17 protein-coding genes are annotated in these 20,582 nt (G+C 68.1%); 12 read left to right on the top strand and 5 right to left on the bottom strand.

Annotated elements, in window-relative coordinates:
* Positions 1 to 124 precede the first annotated feature (124 nt).
* Complete coding sequence (locus tag O9344_RS13955) at positions 125 to 247, top strand: hypothetical protein (RefSeq protein ID WP_273510984.1); 123 nt, start codon at positions 125 to 127, stop codon at positions 245 to 247.
* Positions 248 to 252: 5 nt separating this feature from the next.
* Here the strand turns inward: O9344_RS13955 and rlmJ are convergent, their stop codons facing one another.
* The 4 genes from rlmJ to O9344_RS13935 all read right to left on the bottom strand — a co-directional run bounded on the left by rlmJ (position 253) and on the right by O9344_RS13935 (position 4,750).
* Complete coding sequence (gene rlmJ, locus O9344_RS13950; RefSeq protein WP_298478308.1) at positions 253 to 1,092, bottom strand: 23S rRNA (adenine(2030)-N(6))-methyltransferase RlmJ; 840 nt, start codon at positions 1,090 to 1,092, stop codon at positions 253 to 255.
* Between the two features lie 31 nt (positions 1,093 to 1,123).
* Entirely contained in the window at positions 1,124 to 2,059 is a 936-nt protein-coding gene (locus tag O9344_RS13945) for a methyltransferase domain-containing protein (RefSeq protein ID WP_298478305.1), read from the bottom strand.
* A 53-nt stretch (positions 2,060 to 2,112) separates the two neighbouring features.
* Positions 2,113 to 3,498 carry an MFS transporter gene (locus tag O9344_RS13940; RefSeq protein WP_298478302.1) on the bottom strand — a complete coding sequence of 462 codons (1,386 nt, stop codon included), beginning with the start codon at positions 3,496 to 3,498 and terminating at the stop codon, positions 2,113 to 2,115.
* Positions 3,499 to 3,565: 67 nt separating this feature from the next.
* Positions 3,566 to 4,750 carry an acyltransferase gene (locus O9344_RS13935; protein ID WP_298478300.1) on the bottom strand — a complete coding sequence of 395 codons (1,185 nt, stop codon included), beginning with the start codon at positions 4,748 to 4,750 and terminating at the stop codon, positions 3,566 to 3,568.
* Between the two features lie 352 nt (positions 4,751 to 5,102).
* On the opposite strand from O9344_RS13935, the gene urtA reads away from it, so the two are divergent.
* The 9 genes from urtA (at position 5,103) to O9344_RS13890 (ending at position 18,143) form a co-directional block, all read left to right on the top strand.
* On the top strand, positions 5,103 to 6,365 hold the full coding sequence (urtA, locus tag O9344_RS13930) for an urea ABC transporter substrate-binding protein (protein ID WP_298478575.1): 1,263 nt from the start codon (positions 5,103 to 5,105) through the stop codon (positions 6,363 to 6,365).
* 93 nt (positions 6,366 to 6,458) lie between these two features.
* A complete protein-coding gene (urtB, locus tag O9344_RS13925; protein WP_298478572.1) occupies positions 6,459 to 8,063 on the top strand; it encodes an urea ABC transporter permease subunit UrtB in 1,605 nt (534 codons plus the stop codon).
* Positions 8,063 to 9,205, top strand: coding sequence for an urea ABC transporter permease subunit UrtC (urtC, locus tag O9344_RS13920; protein ID WP_298478568.1), 1,143 nt, complete (start codon positions 8,063 to 8,065; stop codon positions 9,203 to 9,205). Before urtB ends, urtC begins: the two co-directional genes overlap by 1 nt.
* Positions 9,206 to 9,230: 25 nt before the next feature.
* Entirely contained in the window at positions 9,231 to 10,025 is a 795-nt protein-coding gene (urtD, locus tag O9344_RS13915; RefSeq protein ID WP_298478565.1) for an urea ABC transporter ATP-binding protein UrtD, read from the top strand.
* Positions 10,026 to 10,028: 3 nt separating this feature from the next.
* Positions 10,029 to 10,724, top strand: a complete 696-nt coding sequence (urtE, locus tag O9344_RS13910) for an urea ABC transporter ATP-binding subunit UrtE (protein WP_298478297.1) — start codon at positions 10,029 to 10,031, stop codon at positions 10,722 to 10,724.
* A gap of 108 nt (positions 10,725 to 10,832) precedes the next feature.
* Positions 10,833 to 12,434, top strand: a complete 1,602-nt coding sequence (locus tag O9344_RS13905; RefSeq protein WP_298478294.1) for a gamma-glutamyltransferase — start codon at positions 10,833 to 10,835, stop codon at positions 12,432 to 12,434.
* A gap of 88 nt (positions 12,435 to 12,522) precedes the next feature.
* Positions 12,523 to 15,333 (top strand): [protein-PII] uridylyltransferase, encoded by a 2,811-nt coding sequence (locus tag O9344_RS13900; protein WP_298478291.1) that lies wholly within the window; start codon positions 12,523 to 12,525, stop codon positions 15,331 to 15,333.
* Between the two features lie 125 nt (positions 15,334 to 15,458).
* Positions 15,459 to 17,684, top strand: coding sequence for a PBP1A family penicillin-binding protein (locus O9344_RS13895; RefSeq protein WP_298478288.1), 2,226 nt, complete (start codon positions 15,459 to 15,461; stop codon positions 17,682 to 17,684).
* A 90-nt stretch (positions 17,685 to 17,774) separates the two neighbouring features.
* Complete coding sequence (locus O9344_RS13890) at positions 17,775 to 18,143, top strand: hypothetical protein (RefSeq protein ID WP_298478285.1); 369 nt, start codon at positions 17,775 to 17,777, stop codon at positions 18,141 to 18,143.
* Position 18,144: 1 nt separating this feature from the next.
* Here O9344_RS13890 and O9344_RS13885 read toward each other — a convergent pair whose 3' ends face one another.
* Positions 18,145 to 18,837: a GntR family transcriptional regulator gene (locus O9344_RS13885; RefSeq protein WP_298478276.1), complete on the bottom strand. Its 693-nt coding sequence runs from the start codon at positions 18,835 to 18,837 to the stop codon at positions 18,145 to 18,147.
* Positions 18,838 to 18,982: 145 nt separating this feature from the next.
* Here O9344_RS13885 and O9344_RS13880 point away from each other — a divergent pair, with 145 nt between their 5' ends.
* On the top strand, positions 18,983 to 19,972 hold the full coding sequence (locus tag O9344_RS13880) for a TRAP transporter substrate-binding protein (protein ID WP_298478274.1): 990 nt from the start codon (positions 18,983 to 18,985) through the stop codon (positions 19,970 to 19,972).
* Between the two features lie 73 nt (positions 19,973 to 20,045).
* The gene (locus O9344_RS13875; protein ID WP_298478272.1) at positions 20,046 to 20,567 is read left to right on the top strand and encodes a TRAP transporter small permease; all 522 of its coding nucleotides are present in this window, start codon (positions 20,046 to 20,048) and stop codon (positions 20,565 to 20,567) included.
* The last annotated feature ends 15 nt before the right edge of the window (positions 20,568 to 20,582 follow it).

Raw genomic sequence — 20,582 nt, 5'->3', positions numbered from 1 at the left:
AAGCCGGGATAGCATTGCTGCGACGCACAAATCACGGAACCATGCCCCTCGATCGTCAGCCGCCCGCCTCCCTTGGGCCGGTGCAGCGGATGACGGCCGTCACCCGAGCCTTGAGGGGCATGTCATGATGATCGACATCAGCATTGCAGACCTGGCCATCGTTCTCATCGGTCTCGCCGTCGGAGGCGCGCTGGCGCTCTTCGTCGTCGATGCCGGCAAGCAGATGAACCTGCGCACCGACCCGTAAGGGCTTCAGGCCGCGTCGCCGGACAGGAGAAGCCGGCCCGCGGGGACGCCGAGCGCGTCCCACAGCAACTCACCGGCCGCCCGCAGATGCGGCGCGAGCGTGTAGGGGGCATTGACCGTCACCAGGCCCGCCCCTGACAGCCGCCGCCCGTCGACGACGCGCCAGGTCGCCTCGATGGTGAGGCATTTCGGGATTGCGAGCTCCGCGATCCGCCGATGGAACCGCTTGACCTCGTCGGGGTCCTTCACCGGGTACCAGAGCAGGAAGACGCCGGTCGAAAAGCGTCGGTAGCCCTGCGCCAGCGCCTCCACGAGCCGGTCATAGTCGCCGCGCTGCTCGAAGGGCGGATCGATCAGCACCAGCCCGCGCTTCTCCTTCGGCGGCAGGAAGGCCTTCGGCGCCAGCCAGCCGTCGAGCTCGATGACCTTGGCGCGGTCCTCCCTGGCGAAGAGGCGGCCGAGATCGGCGCTGTCCTCCGGATGCAGTTCGCAGAAGGTGAGCCCATCGACGGGCCGCGTCAGCATCCGCGCGATGTCGGGGCTGCCGGGATAGAACCGCAGCCGCCCGTCGGGGTTCAGCAGGGCGACGGCGTCGAGATAGGGATCGAGCAGGGCCGCCAGCGGCTCGGGCAGGTCCTTAGCCCAGAGCCGGCCGATCCCCTCCACCCATTCGCCCGTCCGCTCGGAGGCATCCGCCGTCAGGTCGTAGCGACCGAGCCCGGCATGGGTGTCGATGACCCTGAGCGGCTTGTCCTTCTGCACCATGTGGGAGAGCACGAAGGCGAGCACCGCGTGCTTGATGACGTCGGCCGGGTTTCCCGCGTGATAGGCGTGGCGGTAGTTCATGGCCTGCCTGTGGACGCCCCGAGCGGGCGCGTCAACGGTCCTTCGCCGCGACGACCGCCCAACCGGCAACGGGCGAAGCCGCCTCGGTGCGCAAAACGACGCTTTCCAGCGCGAGGAGAGCAAGGCCCGCCGCGGCAAGACCCGCCTCGATCAGGTCGCGACCATGGGCGTATCGGAGCGAGGCATGGAGCATCAGGCCCTCCCCGTCATGAGCCTCGACGGTAAAGGCGAGCAGCCCGCCGGGCCGCAGAACCCGCGCCGCGCCGGCGAAGACGGGACCAAGATCGGCGACATAGATCAGCACGTCGGCGGCCAGCACGAGGTCGGCGCTACGTTCCGGCTCGCCGGCAAGGAAAGCCATGAGGTCACCCACGGCGAGCGAGCGATAGACGCCCTTCTGCCGCGCGAGATCGACCATGCGGGGCGAGAGATCGACGCCGTCGATCGCCGCGGTAAGCGGAGCGAAAACGGGTCCGGCCAGGCCCGTGCCGCAGCCAAGGTCGAGCATGCGAGAAAAGGTCGGCTCGCGCCCGAGCGTCCCGCAGGCCGCAAGGACGGCGTCGCGCAGGATCTCCGGCGCGCGATAGGACAGGCCCTCGCGCAGCGCCTTCTCGAAGCGCGGCGCATAATCGTCGTAGAGCGTGCGGATATAGGCCTCCGACATGGCCTCCTGCGCATCGGCCCGGCCGAGCCGCGCGAGCAGGAGACGGGCACCAAGGGCATCGGCGGGGTCGAGGGCCAGGGCCTCACCGAGGGCCGCTTCCGCGGCCGCCGTCTCGCCGCGCGCCGCCTCGACCTCGCCCAGCGCGAACCAGCCGGCGACCCAGCGGGGCGCGATCTCCAGCGCCTGCTGAAAGAGGTCCGCCGCGGCGACGAGGTCGCCGTCCGACTTGGCGGCCATGGCGTAGTCGTAGCGGCGGTCGGCGAGGAGATCGCCGGAGGAGCGGAAGGCGGGCGGAAGGGTCACTGGGCGGGCCGGGATGCGGTGAGGTCGCGCGTTCCCTAGCCTGCGGCGGCCCGTCAGTCATCCGCCGCAAGCGGCCCGGCGGGCTTGGCGAGGGCCTCGAAATGCCCGCGCCGCTGCAGCCACCAGAGAAGGATGAGGCTCGGGATGGCAGTAAAGACGGAGAGCACGAAGAACCAGAACCAGCCGGTCTGTGCCGCAACGAAGCCCGCCGGCGCCGAGATATAGGTCCGCCCCACCGCCGAGAGGGCGGAGAGCAGCGCATATTGCGTCGCCGTGTGCAGCGGCGACTGGCAGAGCGAGGACAGGTAGGCGACGAAGATCACCGTGCCGATGGCGCCGGTGAAATTCTCGGCGACGATAACGAAGGCGAGCATCCCGTAGCTCGCCGGCATCACCGCCTGCAGCGCGAAGACGAGGTTGGAGCCCATCTGCAGGAGGGCGGCGAGCCACATGCTGGTCCGAAGGTCGAGACCGCGCGCCACAAAGCCCCCGGCAAAACCACCGGCGAGCGTCGCGGCGAGGCCAAGGCCCTTCACGATGGCCGCATATTCCTCGCGGCTGTAGCCCATGCCGCGGATGACGAAGGGGCCGGTCATGGCGCCGACGAAGGCGTCGCAGAGCTTGAAGAGGATGACGAAGGCGAGGATCGCCAGGGCCGCATCGCGTGTCAGGAACTCAGTGAAGGCGCCTGTCGCGGCCGACCAGACCCGCGAGAGCTGGTCGGTGCCCTTCAGCGCCGTCTCGGCGATCTTCGAGCGCTCAGGCTCGTGGGCGACGAGGGTCGTCACCATGCCGACGAGGACGAAGGCCGCCATGACAATGTAGCCGAACGTCCAGGCGGTGGCCTTGTCGAAGCCCTGCACCTTCTCGAAGAAGGAGACGATGAACAGCGCCCCGGCGGTGGAGACGAGCATGCCCACCCGGTAGGCGGCCACATAGGAGCCGACGCCCGCCGCCTGTTCGGAGGTGTCGAGCTTCTCGACACGGTAGGTGTCGATGACGATGTCCTGCGTGGCCGAAGCCACCGCCACCAGCACGGCGCCAACCGCAATCATGAAGGGCGAGACGTCGGGGTTCTGCAGGCCGAGGAAGATGATCGCCGCCATCAGCAGGATCTGGCTGAACAGCAGCCAGCCGCGACGGCGACCGAAGAGACGACAGAGGATGGGGATGTCGAGCGCATCGACGACGGGCGCCCAGAGGAACTTGATCGTGTAGGGCGTGCCGACCAGCGCGAAGAGGCCGATGGTGGAGAGATTGACCGAGCTCTCGGCCATCCAGACCAGCAGCGTCGAGCCCGACAGCGCAAGGGGAAGGCCGGCCGAGAAGCCGAGGAACAGGACGATGAGCACGTCACGGCGCAGATAGACCGCCGCCGCCTCGCCCCAGGACCGGCGCTGCGGTGCCGCAGCTTCGGCCGCCGCCCCCTGGCTCGTCATGACGTCCTCCGCTCGCTTGATCCGAGCAGGTGACGTCATCATGGTTAACGAAGGCTGAAAAGGGGCCTCAGGCCCGCTGCACCGCCGGCGCTGGCTCGGGAGCCCCGCGCTTCACTGCGCCGGGCCGGCCCTTGCCGGAGAACGGTACCTCGACGAAGCGGTGGAAGAAGGCGCCGACCGCAATCACCACCGCCGGGATCACCACCAGCATCGCGATGCCCTGCCAGGGCGAGCCGATGGTGACCAGCTTGTCGCCATGGTGCATGACCATGCGCCCAAGGCCGAGCTTGCTGTCGAGGAAGGTGCCGCCGGTCCTCAGGATCTGGAACAGGAAGGCGTGGGTCATATAGATCGCGAAAGACCAGCGCCCGAGCGCCTGGGGGATGCGCGTCGTCAGTGCCGCCGAGATCGGTCCGCCCTCGAAGGAGAAGACGAAGACGAGCACACCGAAGAGCAGCGGAGCGGTCAGGTGCAGGAGGCCCATCGGCACGAGCGCCATAAAGGCGAAGGCGGCAAGAGCGATCGCGGCCTCGAACCAGCCGAGCAGCCGGGCCGGTAGCGCGTAGCGCAGCCTCAGGTCATAGACGAGGCAGCCGATGGCGAAGCCGAAGAGGCAGCGCATGAAGCCCCAGTCGGAACTGACGAAGAGCGTCGCCGGCGAGACGATGGCCAGGACGACGGCGCTTCCAAGGGCGAGCGCGAGGAACGTCTCGCGCTTCGCCCCCGGCCACCACAGCACGACACCGAGGAAGACCACCGAGGTCCAGAACTCCACCGCGATGCTCCAGGCCGGCCCGTTCCAGCTGAGGCCGGGATGCAGGCCGAAGGACTGCAGGAAGGTGAGGTTGGTGAGGATCTCCAGCGGCGAGCGTCCGGACGAGAAGGGCGCGGCCTCGACCCCGAAGGCGGGGTTGACGGTCGCATAGGCGAGCTTGGCGAATTCCAGCGCGACAAAGGCGGCGAGCACCGCCACATGCATCGGCCAAAGCCTGCGGAAGCGGGCGACGAGGAAACCCCGCGCCTGGTCGGCCGAGGACAGCCGCTCCTGATAGGCGTGGCTGATGACGAAGCCGGACAGCACGAAGAAGAAGTCGACGCCGAGCTGCAGGTTGGCAAAGGCCGGCCAGTCCTTGGCGATGTGCAGGACTGGCACATGGAACAGCACGACCAGCGCCGCGCAGATGCCGCGCCAGGCGTCGAGGGCCCGGAAACGGGCTGGCAGAAGGGCTGGAAGCGAGGCCGGATGTGTCATCGTCGCACAGATCCTCGGGTGGTCGGCTTGGTTGATCCATCAAGTGCAGGACCCGTGCCGCGCGCATAAGGACCTTTACGGATCACGTGCCCAATCATTGCGCACCCATGTTTGCCTGTTTTTTGGGCGCATTGCATACCGGGACGCTTGGTCGCACTGCGGCATTTTCTTCCCCAGCGGCAGGCCGCGGATGATTCAAACAAGGAGTCAAAGGATTGGGAGAAAAATCCGGTGCTGGCACGCCCGTTGCGAAGACTGGAACGCCATCGGGCAAGGATCTGGCTGCCGCAGTCCGGGGCGCAACACGTAACGGGAACAATCCATGTTGAACCTCAAAACCAAAGTGCTCGGCATGTTCGCCGGCGCCGCCATGGCAGCCGGTGCCCTCGCCGCGCCGGCCCAGGCGCAGGAAACGATCAAGGTCGGCATCCTGCATTCGCTCTCCGGCACCATGGCCATCAGCGAGACCACGCTGAAGGACGTGATGCTCATGCTCATCGAGGAGCAGAACAAGCGCGGCGGCGTGCTCGGCAAGAAGCTCGAGGCGGTCGTCGTCGATCCGGCCTCGAACTGGCCGCTCTTCGCCGAGAAGGCCCGCGAGCTGATCGCCCAGCAGAAGGTTGCCGTGACCTTCGGCTGCTGGACCTCGGTGTCGCGCAAGTCGGTCCTGCCGGTCTTCGAGGAGCTGAACTCGATCCTCTTCTACCCCGTCCAGTACGAGGGTGAGGAATCCTCCCCGAACATCTTCTACACCGGCGCCGCCCCGAACCAGCAGGCCATCCCGGCCATCGACTATCTTCTCGCCGAGGGCGTGAAGCGCTTCGTGCTGGAAGGCACCGACTACGTCTACCCGCGCACCACCAACCGCATCCTCGAGGCCTACCTGCTCTCCAAGGGCGTCAAGGCCGAGGACATCTCGGTGAACTACACGCCCTTCGGCCATGCCGACTGGCAGACCCGCGTCGCGGCGATCAAGCGCTTCGGCTCGACCGGCGTGAAGACCGCCGTCGTCTCCACCGTCAACGGCGACGCCAACGTGCCGTTCTACAAGGAGCTCGGCAACCAGGGCATCAAGGCCACCGACATCCCCGTCGTCGCCTTCTCGGTTGGTGAAGAGGAGCTCGCCGGCATCGACACCCGTCCGCTGGTCGGTCACCTCGCCGCCTGGAACTACTTCCAGTCCGTCGACACCCCGGCCAACCGCGACTTCATCGCCCGCTGGCGCGCCTTCAAGAAGAACGAGCGGGCCGTGACCAACGACCCGATGGAGGCCCACGTCATCGGCTTCGCCATGTGGGTTAAGGCCGTCGAGGCCGCCGGCACCACCGACGCGACCGCCGTGCGCCGCGCCATGATCGGCATCGCCGTGCCGAACCTGACCGGCGGCATCTCCACCATGATGCCGAACCACCACATCACCAAGCCCGTGCTGATCGGCGAGATCCAGGCCAATGGCCAGATCCAGACCGTCTGGCAGACGCCTGGCACCGTGGTGGCCCAGGAGTGGTCGCCTCACCTCGAGGGTTCGCGCGACCTGATCGCCGACCATCGCGCGCCGATGAACTGCGGCAACTTCAACGTCCGCACCGGTCGCTGCGGCGGCGCCCAGCGCTGACACCGGCCCCGAACCGACAGGAGGCGCGCCGCCCGCGGCGCGCCTCGCCTTCCCCCGGCAGTGCTTTCCTGAAGAGGGCCGAGCTTGAGCGACATGATCCGACGCCCCGGCCTCGTGGCCCTCCTCGCCGCCCTACTCACCGTCGTTCTTCTCGCCCCGCCCTCCGCCAGGGCGCAGGACGCTGCCCCGCTGATCCAGCGGATGGCGACCGAGACCTTCAACGACATCGCCGGCGCGGTCGCCGCCCTCGCGACCTCCGGCTCGCCCCGCGCCGCCCCGGTCATCGAGGCCCTGCGCGACAACCGGCTCGTCTACCGCCAGGCCGATCGCGCCGTCTTCATCCGTGAGGCGAGCGGCAGCTTCGTCTCGGCCCTCACCGGGGAGCCGGTCACCGACGCCGGCACGACCCGCCCCGTCCGCCTCAACAACGCGGTGCGCCGCGCCATCGACGCCGCCATGGGCGCCCTGACGCTGATGAACCCCGACCCGGCCCGCCGCGCCGCCGCCGCCGAGGCCGTGTTCAAGTCGCGGGACGCCTCCGCGCTGCCGGCCCTCGAACAGGCCATCGGCCAGGAGCGCGACGCCCGCATCCGCATCCTCATGGAGGAGGCGCGCGCCGCCGTCGTCGTCGCAAGCCCCGAGGCGAACGAGGCCGATCGCATCACCGCTATCGGCGTGATCCAGCGACGCGGCGACCAGGATGCCCTTCGCATGCTCGGCTCGCTCCCCGCTACCGCGCCACCCCGGGTCCGGGAGGCAGCCGAGAGCGCCTCCGTGGCCATCCGCCGGACGCTCGCCGTCTGGGAGGCGGTGCAGAACGTCTGGTACGGCCTGTCCCTCGGCTCGGTGCTGCTGCTCGCCGCCATCGGCCTTGCCATCACCTTCGGTGTCATGGGCGTCATCAACATGGCCCACGGCGAGATGGTGATGATCGGCGCCTATACGACCTTCGTCGTCCAGCAGGTGCTGCGCACCATGGCGCCCGGCCTCATGGACGTCTCGCTCTTCATCGCCCTGCCCATGGCCTTCCTGGTGGCGGGAGCCATCGGCATCGCCATCGAGCGGTTGATCATCCGCCATCTCTACGGCCGGCCGCTGGAGACGCTGCTCGCAACCTGGGGCGTCAGCCTCGTGCTGCAACAGGCCGTGCGCTCCTGGTTCGGCCCGACCAACCGCGAGGTGACGACGCCCTCCTGGATGAGCGGCTCCTTCGAGGTCGGCCACCTCGCCATCACGGCAAACCGCCTCGCCATCATCATCTTCGCGGCCATGGTCTTCGCCGCGCTGCTGCTCTTCCTGAAGCGCACGCCCTTCGGCCTGCAGACCCGCGCCGTCACCCAGAACCGCCGCATGGCCGGCGCCATGGGCATCCGCACCAACTGGGTCGACGCCTTCACCTTCGGCCTCGGCTCCGGTATCGCCGGGCTCGCGGGCGTTGCCTTGAGCCAGATCGACAACGTCTCGCCCAACCTCGGCCAGGGCTACATCATCGACAGCTTCATGGTCGTGGTCTTCGGCGGGGTGGGGAACCTCTGGGGCACGCTGGTCGGCGCCATGACGCTCGGCATCGCCAACAAGCTGCTCGAACCCTATGCGGGTGCCGTGCTCGGCAAGATCCTGCTGCTCGTCTTCATCATCCTGTTTATCCAGAAGCGTCCGAGGGGCCTCTTCGCCCTCAAGGGCCGGGCGGTGGAATGATGCTCACCCGGTTCCTCCTCGAGAAGATCGACCGCACCGGCTGGATCTTCCTCGTCCTTCTCGCCCTCGCCGCTGTGATGGTGCCCGTCCTCAACCTCGCGGTGCCGCCTGGCTCGCCGTTCCATGTTTCCAACACGGCGGTCAGTCTGTGGGGCAAGTACATGACCTATGCCCTGCTCGCCCTCGCGGTGGACCTGGTCTGGGGCTATTGCGGCATCCTCTCGCTCGGCCACGGCGCCTTCTTCGCCCTCGGCGGCTATGCCATGGGCATGTACCTCATGCGGCAGATCGGCCCGCGCGGCGTCTATTCCCACCCGATCCTCCCCGATTTCATGGTCTTCCTGAACTGGAAGGAGCTGCCGCTGACCTGGTGGGGCTTCTCCTCCTTCCCCTATGCCTTGTTCATGGTGGCCCTCGTCCCCGGCCTGCTCGCCTTCGTCTTCGGCTGGTTCGCCTTCCGCTCCCGCGTCACCGGCGTCTACCTGTCGATCATCACCCAGGCCCTGACCTATGCGCTGATGCTCGCCTTCTTCCGCAATGACATGGGCTTCGGCGGCAATAACGGCCTGACCGATTTCAAGGACATCCTCGGCTTCAACATCCAGTCGCAGACGACCCGCGCGGTGCTGTTCTCGCTCTCGGTCGTGGCGCTGATGATCGGCTATCTGCTCGCCCGCGCCATCGTCACCTCCAAGGCCGGCAAGATCCTCATCGCCGTGCGCGACGCCGAGGCCCGCACCCGATTCCTTGGCTACCGCGTCGAGCACTTCAAGCTCTTCGTCTGGACCGTCTCCGCCGTCATGGCCGGCATTGCCGGGGCGCTCTACGTGCCGCAGGTCGGCATCATCAATCCCAGCGAATTCTCTCCCGCCAATTCCATCGAGACCATCGTCTGGGTGGCCGTCGGCGGCCGCGGCACGCTGGTGGGCGCAGCTCTCGGCGCAGGCATCGTCAACTTCGCCAAGAGCTGGTTCACCGGCGCCTTCCCGCAGGGCTGGCTCTTCGCCCTGGGCGGCCTGTTCATCGTCGTGACCCTGTTCCTGCCCAAAGGCATCCTCGGCACCTTCACCGACTGGTGGAAGCGCCGCGGCGAGACCCGCGAGCCCCCGGCCGGCAAGGCCGTGGGCCAGCCGGCCGAGTGAGGAGGCCCCGGTGCTGATCGATCCGATGGACACCCAGCTGCCCGCCGAGCCCGTCAAGGCCATCGAACGCCCGCAGATCGTCACCCAGTCGCTGCTCTATCTCGACGGCGTCTCAGTGAGCTTCGACGGCTTCCGCGCCATCAACAACCTGTCGCTCATCATCGCCCCCGGCGAGATGCGCGCCATCATCGGCCCCAACGGCGCCGGCAAGACGACGATGATGGACATCATCACCGGCAAGACCAAGCCGGACACCGGCGACGTCATCTTTGCCGGCGAGGTGGACCTGACCCGGCTCGACGAGACGGCCATCGCCAATCTCGGCATCGGTTGCAAGTTCCAGAAGCCGACCGTCTTCGAGAGCCACACGGTCGAGGACAATGTGGACATGGCGGTGAAGGCCGACCGCACCGTCTTCGGCACGCTCTTCCAGCGCCGCTCGGCCGAGATCGCCCGCCGCGTCGACGAGATCCTCGGCATCGTCCGCCTCGGCGACCACCGCAAGCGCCTGGCCGGTGATCTCTCCCACGGCCAGAAGCAATGGCTGGAGATCGGCATGCTGCTGGCGCAGGACCCCAAGCTCCTGCTCGTCGACGAGCCCGCCGCCGGCATGACCGACGTGGAGACAGCCGCCACCGCCGACCTCCTCAAGGACATCGCCAAAACCCATTCCGTCGTCGTCGTCGAGCACGACATGGGCTTCATCCGCGAGCTCGGCGTGAAGGTCACCTGCCTGCACGAGGGCTCGGTCCTCGCCGAGGGGAGCCTCGACCAGGTGAGCTCCGACGAGCGCGTCATCGAAGTCTATCTGGGGCGCTGAGAGATGCTGGACGTCAAATCCGTCGACCTCCACTACGGCGCGGCCCAGGCCCTGCGCGAAGTCTCCGTCGTGGTCGAGCCCGGCAAGGTCACCTGCGTCCTCGGCCGCAACGGCGTGGGCAAGACCTCGCTCATGCGCGCCATCATCGGCCACCAGCCGATCTCCGGCGGCGAGATCCTGTGGGAGGGCCGCGACATCACCCGCATGCCGCCCTTCGAGCGGGCGCGGCGCGGCATCGCCTATGTGCCGCAGGGCCGCGAGATCTTCCCGCTGCTGACGGTGAAGGAGAATCTCGAGACGGGTTTCGCGCCGCTGAAGCGCGCCGACCGCACCATTCCCGATGACATCTTCTCGCTCTTCCCGGTGCTGAAAGACATGCTGGGACGCCGCGGCGGTGACCTGTCCGGCGGCCAGCAGCAGCAGCTCGCCATCGGCCGCGCCCTTGTCACGCGTCCGCGGCTCATCGTGCTGGACGAGCCGACCGAAGGCATCCAGCCCTCGATCATCAAGGATATCGGCCGCGCCATCGACTATCTGCGCCGCAAGGGCGACATCGGCATCCTGCTGGTGGAGCAATATCTCGACTTCGCCGAGGAGCTCGGCGACCGCTTCTACGTGATGGAGCGCGGCCGCGTCGTGGTGCAGGGGCTGAAGGGCGAGGTGGACCGCGACGCGCTCCACAAGAGCATGGCGATCTGACCCCGCGGCCTCCGCCGCATCCACCTGACGGACGCCAGACCTAGGCCGGCTTGCGTATTCCCGTTTCGTCGCGCCTTCGTCTATCCTCGCGGCCCGGAGAGCGCATGCATGTCTGAAGGCCCCTTCACGCGCGGCGTCGTCGCCGCTCCCCACGCCGCTGCGGCCGAGGCCGGCCGGCAGATCCTGAGCGAGGGCGGCAACGCCATCGAGGCGATGATCGCGGCCGCCGCCACCATCGCGGCGGTCTATCCGCACATGACCCATGTGGGTGGCGACGGCTTCTGGCTCATCCACCAGCCGAGCCGCCGCGTCCACGGCATCGAGGCCTGCGGCTTTGCCGGCGAGCGCGCCACCCTGCGCAGCTATCTCGACAAGGGCCATGACGAGATCCCGACGCGTGGTCCGCTTGCTGCCCTCACCGTGCCCGGCGCCATCGGTGGATGGCGCCTCGCCAACGCCATGGCCAAGGCCTCCGGCGGCAAGCTGCCGCGCACCGTCATGATGGAGCCGGCCATCCGCGCCGCCCGGGAGGGCTACAAGGTCAGCCGTTCCCAGGCCCGCCTGACCGTCGACAAGCTCTACGAGCTGAAGGACTGCCCGGGCTTCGCCGAGACCTTCCTGGTCAACGGCAAGCCGCCGGCCGAGGGCACGGTGCTGAAGCAGACGGCGCTCGCCGACACGCTCGACCATCTCGCCCGTTCCGGCTTCCAGGACGCCTATCGCGGCGACATTGCCCGGGAGTTTGCCAGCGATCTCGAAGCCATCGGCTCGCCCGTCACCCGGGCCGACCTGCAGGCCTATTACGCCGTCGAGCGCGCCCCGCTGAGTCTCGCCCATTCGCTCGGCACGCTCCACAACATGCCGCCGCCGACGCAAGGCCTCGCCTCGCTGATGATCCTCGGCATTGTCGACCAGCTGGAGTCCATGCACGGGTCGGTGACCCCGGACACGCTCGGCTTCATCCACCGCATCGTCGAGGCGACGAAGCGCGCCTTCCTGGTGCGCGACCGCTTCGTCACCGACTATGACCGCCTGGATGGTGACCCGCTGGCCTACCTGAGGCCGGAAGCGCTGAAAGCCGAGGCCGGCAAGGTCGACATGGGACGCGCCCTGCCCTGGCCTTACAAGCCGGCCCCCGGGGACACGATCTGGATGGGCGTGGCGGATTCGGAAGGCCGCGTCGTCTCCTACATCCAGTCGATCTACTGGGAATTCGGCTCCGGCTGCGTGTCGAAGTCGACCGGCGTCCTCATGCAGAACCGCGGCGCGAGCTTCGTCCTCGATCCGCGCGCGCTCAATCCGCTGGAGCCGGGCCGCCGGCCCTTCCACACGCTGAACCCCGCCATGGCCCAGCTGACCGACGGCCGCGTCTTCGCCTATGGCACGATGGGCGGCGAGGGCCAGCCACAGACCCAGGCGCAGATCTTCGAGCGCCATGTGCGTCATGGCCAGCCGCTGGAGGCGGCCCTCGATGCGCCGCGCTGGCTGCTCGGCCGCACCTGGGGCTCCTCCGTCACCAGCCTGCGCTTCGAGCCGCGTTTCGACGACGCCATCGTTGCCGGCCTCGACAGGATCGGCCACCAGACAGCCCTTGTGGACGAGCCCTATTCCGACACGATGGGCCATGCTGGCGGCGTGACGCTGCACACCGACATGTCGCTGTCGGGCGCCCACGATCCCCGTGCCGACGGCGGCGCCGCAGGCCTTTAGCGGCGCCGGTCAGGTCTGAAGCCGGCTCGCTCGCATCGCCTCCGTGATGCGCGTATGGTCCGCCGACTGTTGAGACGTGAAGACGCCCATGGATTCGCCCATCACCCTCCGCCCGTCGCGCAGCGCAGCGCCGCGCGGCCCGCTGCTTGATCCGGCCCTGCTCGCCGCCGACGTCGCTGGCGTGAGGGTCGAGGCCGGGCGCACCCGCGAGGCCCGGGCGGAGGTCGTCCAGCTGCTCAAGAAGCGCCTCATCGAAGCGCGCAAGGTCGCCGAGGAGCGGCTCCTCGCCAGCATCGACGGCCGCACCTGTGCCGAGGCGCTGTCGCTGTTCCAGGACAACATCATCCGCACGCTCTATGGCTGGATTACCGCCCAGCTCTACCCCTCGGAGAACCCCTCCTCCGGCGAACGCATGACCATCGTCGCCACCGGCGGCTATGGCCGCGGCATGCTGGCCCCCGGCTCCGACATCGACCTCCTGTTCCTGCTGCCCTACAAGCAGACCGCCTGGGGCGAGAGCGTCGCCGAGGCCATGCTCTACTGCCTCTGGGACATGGGCCTGAAGGTCGGCCACGCCACCCGCTCGGTGGACGAATGCATCCGCCAGGCCCGCGCCGACTTCACCATCCGCACTGCCCTGCTCGAGGCACGCTACATCCTCGGTGACGAGAGGCTCTTCGGCGAGCTGGAGCGCCGCTTCGATGCCGAAGTGGTCAAGGACACCGTGCCGGACTTCGTCGCCGCCAAGCTCGCCGAGCGCGACGAGCGGCATCGCAAGACCGGCCAGTCCCGATATCTCGTCGAACCCAACGTCAAGGACGGCAAGGGCGGCCTGCGCGACCTCCACACCCTCTTCTGGATCGCCCGCTATGCCTACCGGGTGAAGACCGACGAGGAACTGGCCCGCAAGGGTGTCTTCACCCGCCGCGAGGCGCAGATGTTTCGGCGCTGCGAGACCTTCCTGTGGACGGTCCGCTGCCACCTGCACTTCCTCACCGGCCGGTCGGAAGAGCGCCTCTCCTTCGACCTCCAGCGTGAGCTCGCCCCCCGCCTCGGCTATCGCGACCACAACGGCCTCGTCGACGTCGAGCGCCTCATGAAGCACTACTTCCTCATCGCGAAGGATGTCGGCGACCTCACCGCCATCCTCTGCGCCGAGCTGGAGGAGCGCCACGAGAAGCCCGCGCCGGTGCTCGACCGCTTCATCGCGAGGCTCCGGCCGAAATCGCGCCGCGGCTTCAAGGAAAGCGCCGATTTCCAGATCGACCACGACCGGATCACCGTCGCCGACGAGGGCGCCTTTGCGCGCGATCCGGTCAATCTCATCCGCATGTTCTGGCTGGCGGACCGCTACAATCTCGCCTTCCATCCCGATGCGATCCGCCTGCTCACCAAATCGCTGAAGCTCGTCGACGACAAGCTGCGCCACGACCCCGCGGCGAACCAACTCTTCCTGTCCATCCTCACCTCCGCCAACACGCCGGAAGTGGTGCTGCGCCGCATGAACGAGGCGGGCCTGCTCGGCCGCTTCGTGCCGGATTTCGGCCGGGTCGTGGCGATGATGCAGTTCAACATGTACCACCACTACACGGTGGACGAGCATCTGCTGCGCTGCATCGGCGTGCTCCACCGCATCGAGCGTGACGGCAAGCCGGAGGACGGACTTGCCGCCGACATCGTCAAGTCGATCCAGCCGCGCAACCGCGACCTGCTCTATGTCGCGCTGTTCCTCCACGACATCGCCAAGGGCAAGCCGGAGGACCATTCGACCGCCGGCGCCAAGATCGCCCGCAAGCTCTGCCCGCGCTTCGGCCTCACCGCGCTGGAGACCGAGACGGTGGCCTGGCTCGTCGAGCAGCACCTCGTCATGTCGACGATCGCCCAGTCGCGCGACCTCGCCGAGCGCAAGACCATCGAAACCTTCGCCAATGTGGTGCAGTCGCTGGAGCGGATGAAGCTTCTGCTCATCCTCACCACCGCCGACATCATGGCGGTGGGGCCGGGCGTCTGGAACGGCTGGAAGAGCCAGCTTCTCAAGACACTCTACTATGAGACCGAGCCGGTCGTGACCGGCGGCTTCTCCGAGGTGAACCGCTCCCGCCGCGTCGAACTCGCCCAGATGGAGTTCCGCAAGGCAGTCCCGGAGCGGCTGCCGGCTCTCTCTGGCGATGCGCTGGAGACCTATATCGGCCGCCACTATGCCGCCTACTGGCTCAAGGTGGACCTTTCCACCAAGATCGAGCATGCCCGCTTCCTCATGGCCGCCGAGGCCGAGGGCAAGTCGCTGGCGAGCCGCGTCGACCTGCTGGCGGGCCAGGGCGTGACGCACCTGACCGTGCTCGCGCCCGACCACCCGCGCCTTCTGTCGATCATCGCCGGCGCCTGCGCGGCCACCGGCGCCAATATCGTTGGCGCGCAGATCTACACGACCACCGACGGGCTGGCCCTCGATACCATCTCCATCACCCGCGGCTTCGACCGCGACGAGGACGAGGAACGCCGCGCCCGGCGCATCGCCGAGGCCATCGAGAAGGCGCTGCGCGGTGAGCTCAAGGTCGGCGAGGCCGTGGCGGCGGTGGCCAAGAAATCGCCGGCGCGCAATCGCTCCAGGACCTTCCGCATCAACCCGGATGTCGCCATCAACAACACCTGGTCGACCCGCTACACGGTGATCGAGGTCTCCGGCCTCGACCGGCCGGGCCTTCTCCACGACCTCACCTCGGCGCTCTCCCGCCACAGCCTCAACATCGCCTCCGCCTATGTGGCGACCTTCGGCGAGCGGGCGGTGGACGTGTTCTACGTCACCGACCTCATGGGCGCGAAGATCCAGTCGGCCCAGCGCCAGGCGGCGATCCGCAAGGTGCTCACCTCCGTGCTGGAGGATGACGGCGGTCGCTGACGGCTTCCGCGTTAACCCTGCCGGACGATGAAGGCGCTCCGCAAAATTGCCTTAACCCCCCCTTCATCGCGCCCGCTTTACCGGTGAAGAGCGTCATCAGGACGCGATGGGGGTGACAACGGGGCATGGCGCGGCGCGGCCGACAGGGTGACCGGATCGAACCGAGCTTCGGCACGGCGCGCGGCGGCATGGACCTGCGCGCCTCGCCGGACGATCGCCCTTGGCAGCGCTATGCCGAAGCCGCCACCGCCCCGAAACCGGCCAAACCCGCGCGCTCCCGCCGCCGCGACGAGGACGAGGAAGACGAGGCCCCGCGCTCCGCTCGCCACCGCTCCGGCGGCAGCCGCCGCGACCGGGACGACAAGCCCCGCCGCGCCCGACGCCGCGGGCTCTTCGGCACGCTCGTCATCTGGGGCATGACCCTCTGCATCTGGGGCCTCATCGGCGTTGCCGGCATCGTCGCCTGGTATGCCGCGCACCTGCCGCCGACCCATACGTTGGAGGTCCCGCCCCGGCCGCCGAACATTGCCATCCTTGCCGCCGACGGCACCGAACTCGCCAACCGCGGCGATATGGGCGGCGCGGCCATCCAGCTGAAGAGCCTGCCGAAACACGTATCCCAGGCGCTCATCGCCATCGAGGACCGGCGCTTCTACTCGCATTTCGGCATCGACGTGATCGGCTTCGGCCGCGCCATGGTCACCAACCTGACGAACCGCGGCGTCAGCCAGGGCGGCTCGACGCTCTCCCAGCAGCTCGCCAAGAACCTGTTCCTCAATCCCGACCGTACGCCGGGCCGCAAGGTGCAGGAGGCGCTGCTCGCCCTCTGGCTGGAGCACAACTACTCCAAGGACCAGATCCTCGAGCTCTACCTCAACCGCGTCTATTTCGGCGCCGGCGCCTATGGCATCGAGGCCGCTGCCCGCCGCTACTACGACAAGCCCGCCACTGCCCTCACCGTGCAAGAGGCAGCTGTCATCGCCGGCCTCGTCAAGGCGCCGTCGCGGCTTGCTCCGACACGCAACCCGGAAGCGGCCCAGGCGCGCGCCCAGCTGGTGCTCGCAGCCATGGCGGACCAGGGTTACATCACCGAGGATCAGGCACGCCTTGCCCGCTCCAATCCGGCCCAGGCCAGCCGCACCATCCCCGGCGGCTCGATCAACTATGTCGCCGACTGGGTCATGGATCTGATCGACGACTATGTCGGCAAGGTCGAGACCGACCTGATGGTCGAGACGACGGTTTTGGGGCCTGTCCAGCAGGCGGCCGAGGCAGCTCTCGTTGACGCCCTCACCCGCGGCGGCCAGCGCTTCAACGTCGCGCAGGGCGCCGTCGTTGTGCTCGACCGCGACGGTGCGGTGCGTGCCCTCGTCGGCGGCCGCGACTATGCCCAGAGTCAGTTCAACCGCGCCGTCGCGGCGCGGCGCCAGCCCGGCTCCGCCTTCAAGCCCTTCGTCTATCTCGCAGCCCTCGAAAACGGCCTGACGCCAGACAGTGCCCGCTCCGACTCGCCCGTCTCCATCGCGGGCTGGCGCCCCGAGAACTATACCCGCGACTATCGCGGCGAGGTGAACCTCACAACCGCGCTCGCCTCCTCGCTGAACACCGTCGCCGTGCGCCTCGGCCAGGAGGTCGGGCCCCGCACGGTCGTGCGCACGGCCCAGCGCCTCGGCATCGGCTCGGCGCTCGCCGCCAACCCCTCCATCGCCCTCGGCACGTCGGAAGTGAACGTGCTGGAACTTGTCGGCGCCTATGCGCCCTTCGCCAATGGCGGCGTTGGCGTCGTGCCGCACGTCATCACCAAGATCCGGACGAGCAGTGGCCGCGTGCTCTTCGAGCGCCGCCCCATGACCCTCGGCCAGGTCGTGGAGCCACGGCAAGTGGCGATGATGAACGCCATGATGAACCAGACCACCGTCTCGGGCACGGCGCGGACGGTTCGCCTGCCGGGCTGGATCGTCGCCGGCAAGACCGGCACCAGCCAGGAATTCCGCGACGCCTGGTTCGTCGGCTACACTGGCCGCTTCATCGCCGGTGTCTGGCTCGGCAATGACGACGGCACGCCGACGCGGCGCCTCACCGGCGGCGGCCTGCCGGTGGATGTGTGGAACCGGACTATGGCGGAGGCGCACAAGGGCCAGTCCATCGTCGACCTGCCGGGCAACTGGCGCTCCTACGACGCGCCGGGCCGCATCCTCCCCGGCGAGACCCTCGACCAGCCCATGACCATGTCGCGCGTCGAGCCTGCCGGTGGCCGCCGGCCGCAGCGCCCGCCGGCCGAGGCTGACGACCGCAGCGCCGTGCTCAGGCCCGAGCCAGGAAACGGCATCCTCGACCGCCTGTTCCGCTGACGGCGCATTCCGCCGCACTTGAACGGCGGGGGGCCGTCCCCACATCCTCCAGGTAAACCGCGATGGTGCGGTGATGGGAGGATGGGTCCGATGCGCTTCGTCTGGTGGGGAGCCTGTGCCGGCGCCGCCGTCTGGTCGTTCGTGGCGCTGATGTCCTATCTGGTCTTCGACACGATCGGCACCGGCATGGTGTCCTACGGCACGGTGCCGGGCTTCACGCCCGAGCCCTTCAGCTTCGCCTGGATCGCCGCTGCGGCCCACAGCCTCGGCATCGGGGCCATCGCGCTTGGCTGGCTCTTCGGCATCGCTGTCATCTTCGGCGGCACCGCCATCCTGCACCGCATCTTCGGCCGCCGCGCCGCTCCAGCCATGCGTGGTCGTACCTCCTGGGGCTCGTCGATCCCCTCGGGTGCTCCAGGCGCCACCGCGACGCCCGCCCGCGATGGACGGACCCGCTGACCTATTCGAACAGCTCGGTGAATTTCAGCTCGAGCCCGGCCACGGCCCGCAGGATCTCGCTGAGGTGATGGCTCATCGCCGCCACCGCGCGCTCCGCATCGCCATCCTCGACAGCGTCGAGGATCGCCTGGTGCTGGACGACGAGCGGGCCCATCGATCCCGATGAGTGCAGCGTCAGCGCGCAGACGCGATCCATGTGGGCCTTCTGCATCTCCACCGCGTTCCAGGCCTCGAGGCAATCGGCGCCCTCGGCCAGCGCAATGTGGAACAGGCTGTCGAGGCGCTGGAAGGTCACGTGGTCGCCCGCCTTTGCCGCCTCATCCTGCGCTGAGATGAGCGCCGAGGCACGGTCCCGGTAGTGACTGTCGAAGCGCTCGCAGGCACGCCTGACGATGGCCACCTCCAGCGCTTCGCGGATGAAGCGGGCGTCAAGCATCCGCCGCACCGACAGTTTCACCACCACGGTGCCGCGCTGCGGCTGCACGTCGACGAGGCCCTGTCGCATCAGCGCGATGAAAGCCTCGCGCACCGGCTGGCGCGACACCTGGAACCGGTCGGCGATCTCCGATTCCGACAGCCGCTCGCCCGGACGGATCGTCAGGTCGATGATCCCGGCGCGCAGCTCGCGCTCGACCCGAGCGGCAGCGCTCTCGATGATGCGCGGCGGCGGCTGGTGGAGGATGGCCACGGTCATAGTGTCACCGCTCTTTCCCGCTTGAACTTCCATACAAGTGTATACTAGTCTGCGCGCAGATCGGGAAGCCCACAAATGTGGGGGCAACCGATCCGCTCATATGTCCCCGCCAGAAGGGACCCGTTCGTAACCGGGAGGATCCCCCATGCTGACACGTCGCACCTTCGTGTCCACCGCCGGCGCCCTCGTGGCCGGCCCCGCCATCATCGGCCAGGCCTCGGCCCAGACCACTGTGACCCTGCGTTCCACCGACATTCACCCCGATGGCTATCCGACCATCGAGGCTGTGAAATTCATGGGCCAGCTGCTTGAGCAGCGCACCAGCGGTCGCATCAAGATCAACGTCTTCCACTCCGCCCAGCTCGGCCAGGAGAGGGACACGATCGACCAGACGCGGTTCGGCGTCATCGACATGAACCGCATCAACATGGCGCCGTTCAACAACCTGATCGCGTCGACGAACATTCCCTCGCTGCCCTTCATTTTCCGCTCGGTCGCGCACATGCGGAAGGTGATGGACGGCGCCATCGGCGATTCCATCCTGAACGACTTCTCGGCCCATGGTCTGGTCGGCCTCGCCTTCTACGATTCGGGCTCGCGCTCGTTCTACAACTCCAAGCGTCCGATCAATACGCCGGCCGACATGCGCGGCATGAAGATCCGCGTGCAGCAGTCCGACATGTTTGTCGCGCTGGTGTCGGCGCTTGGCGCCAATGCCACGCCCATGCCCTTCGGCGAGGTCTTCACCAGCTTGCAGACCGGCGTCATCGACGGCGCCGAGAACAACTGGCCGAGCTATGAATCGACCCGCCATTTCGAGGTGGCGAAATTCTTCTCGGCCACCGAGCACTCGCTCAGCCCCGAGGTCCTCGTCATGTCGAAGCGGTCCTTCGACCGCCTCAGCGCTGCGGACCAGACCCTTGTTCGCGCCGCGGCCAAGGAATCGGTCGCCAAGATGCGCGAGCTCTGGGACGAGCGCGAGAAGGCCTCCGAGGCCAAGGTCCGCGCCGGCGGCGCGCAGATCAACACCGTCGAGAAGCAGCCCTTCATCGACGCAATGAAGCCGGTCTACGACCGCTTCGTCACCGACGCCAGGATGAAGGAGCTGGTCGCGCGCATCCAGGCCGTGACCTGACGCTCGTCCACATGCCGGGCCTGCCGCCATAGGTGGCAGGCCCCCTTCGCGCAATCCCTCGCGGCCATTTCCCATGCAAGCCATCCTCGCTCGTCTCAGTCCCGTGGCCGCGCTGCTCAGCCGCATCTCGCTGCTGATCGCGGGTTTCGGGGTCGTCGTGATGACCGTGCTCGTCTTCTGGAGCATCTTCGGTCGCTACATCCTCAATGACACCCCGACCTGGACCGAGCCGGCGGTGCTGCTGCTGATGAGCTGGTTCATCCTGCTGGGATCGGCGGCCGGCGTGCGCGAGCGGGGCCATATCGGCTTCGAGATCGGGCTTGCCGCCTCGCCGCCGCCGCTGCGCTTCGTGCTGAAGCTCATCACTGAGGTCCTGCTCGTCGGCTTCGGCCTGGCCATGACCGGCTACGGCAGCCAGCTCGCCATTGGCACCTGGAGCGCAACGACCCCGATGATTGGCATCAGCCAGGGCTGGGACTACGTGCCCGTCGCCATCGGCGGCGCGCTCATCACCCTTTTCTCCGTCGAACGCCTGCTGATGGTCCTGGCCGGCACCGACGAGGCGGTCGATACCGCCGCCCCCATGATCGAGTAAGGCCGGAACGCACCG

Source organism: Phreatobacter sp. (genome assembly GCF_027532945.1).
Classification (GTDB): Bacteria; Pseudomonadota; Alphaproteobacteria; order Rhizobiales; family Phreatobacteraceae; genus Phreatobacter.
Note: the sequence above shows the minus strand (reverse complement) of the source record. Positions and strands in the feature narration are given on the sequence as shown.

Coding starts and splice junctions, on each gene's coding strand:
- O9344_RS13955 (WP_273510984.1), top strand. CDS start 125: ATGATGATCGACATCAGCATTGCAGACCTGGCCATCGTTCTCATCGGT.
- rlmJ (WP_298478308.1), bottom strand. CDS start 1,092: ATGAACTACCGCCACGCCTATCACGCGGGAAACCCGGCCGACGTCATC.
- O9344_RS13940 (WP_298478302.1), bottom strand. CDS start 3,498: ATGACGAGCCAGGGGGCGGCGGCCGAAGCTGCGGCACCGCAGCGCCGG.
- O9344_RS13935 (WP_298478300.1), bottom strand. CDS start 4,750: ATGACACATCCGGCCTCGCTTCCAGCCCTTCTGCCAGCCCGTTTCCGG.
- urtA (WP_298478575.1), top strand. CDS start 5,103: ATGTTCGCCGGCGCCGCCATGGCAGCCGGTGCCCTCGCCGCGCCGGCC.
- urtB (WP_298478572.1), top strand. CDS start 6,459: ATGATCCGACGCCCCGGCCTCGTGGCCCTCCTCGCCGCCCTACTCACC.
- urtC (WP_298478568.1), top strand. CDS start 8,063: ATGCTCACCCGGTTCCTCCTCGAGAAGATCGACCGCACCGGCTGGATC.
- urtD (WP_298478565.1), top strand. CDS start 9,231: ATGGACACCCAGCTGCCCGCCGAGCCCGTCAAGGCCATCGAACGCCCG.
- urtE (WP_298478297.1), top strand. CDS start 10,029: ATGCTGGACGTCAAATCCGTCGACCTCCACTACGGCGCGGCCCAGGCC.
- O9344_RS13905 (WP_298478294.1), top strand. CDS start 10,833: ATGTCTGAAGGCCCCTTCACGCGCGGCGTCGTCGCCGCTCCCCACGCC.
- O9344_RS13900 (WP_298478291.1), top strand. CDS start 12,523: ATGGATTCGCCCATCACCCTCCGCCCGTCGCGCAGCGCAGCGCCGCGC.
- O9344_RS13895 (WP_298478288.1), top strand. CDS start 15,459: ATGGCGCGGCGCGGCCGACAGGGTGACCGGATCGAACCGAGCTTCGGC.
- O9344_RS13890 (WP_298478285.1), top strand. CDS start 17,775: ATGCGCTTCGTCTGGTGGGGAGCCTGTGCCGGCGCCGCCGTCTGGTCG.
- O9344_RS13885 (WP_298478276.1), bottom strand. CDS start 18,837: ATGACCGTGGCCATCCTCCACCAGCCGCCGCCGCGCATCATCGAGAGC.
- O9344_RS13880 (WP_298478274.1), top strand. CDS start 18,983: ATGCTGACACGTCGCACCTTCGTGTCCACCGCCGGCGCCCTCGTGGCC.
- O9344_RS13875 (WP_298478272.1), top strand. CDS start 20,046: ATGCAAGCCATCCTCGCTCGTCTCAGTCCCGTGGCCGCGCTGCTCAGC.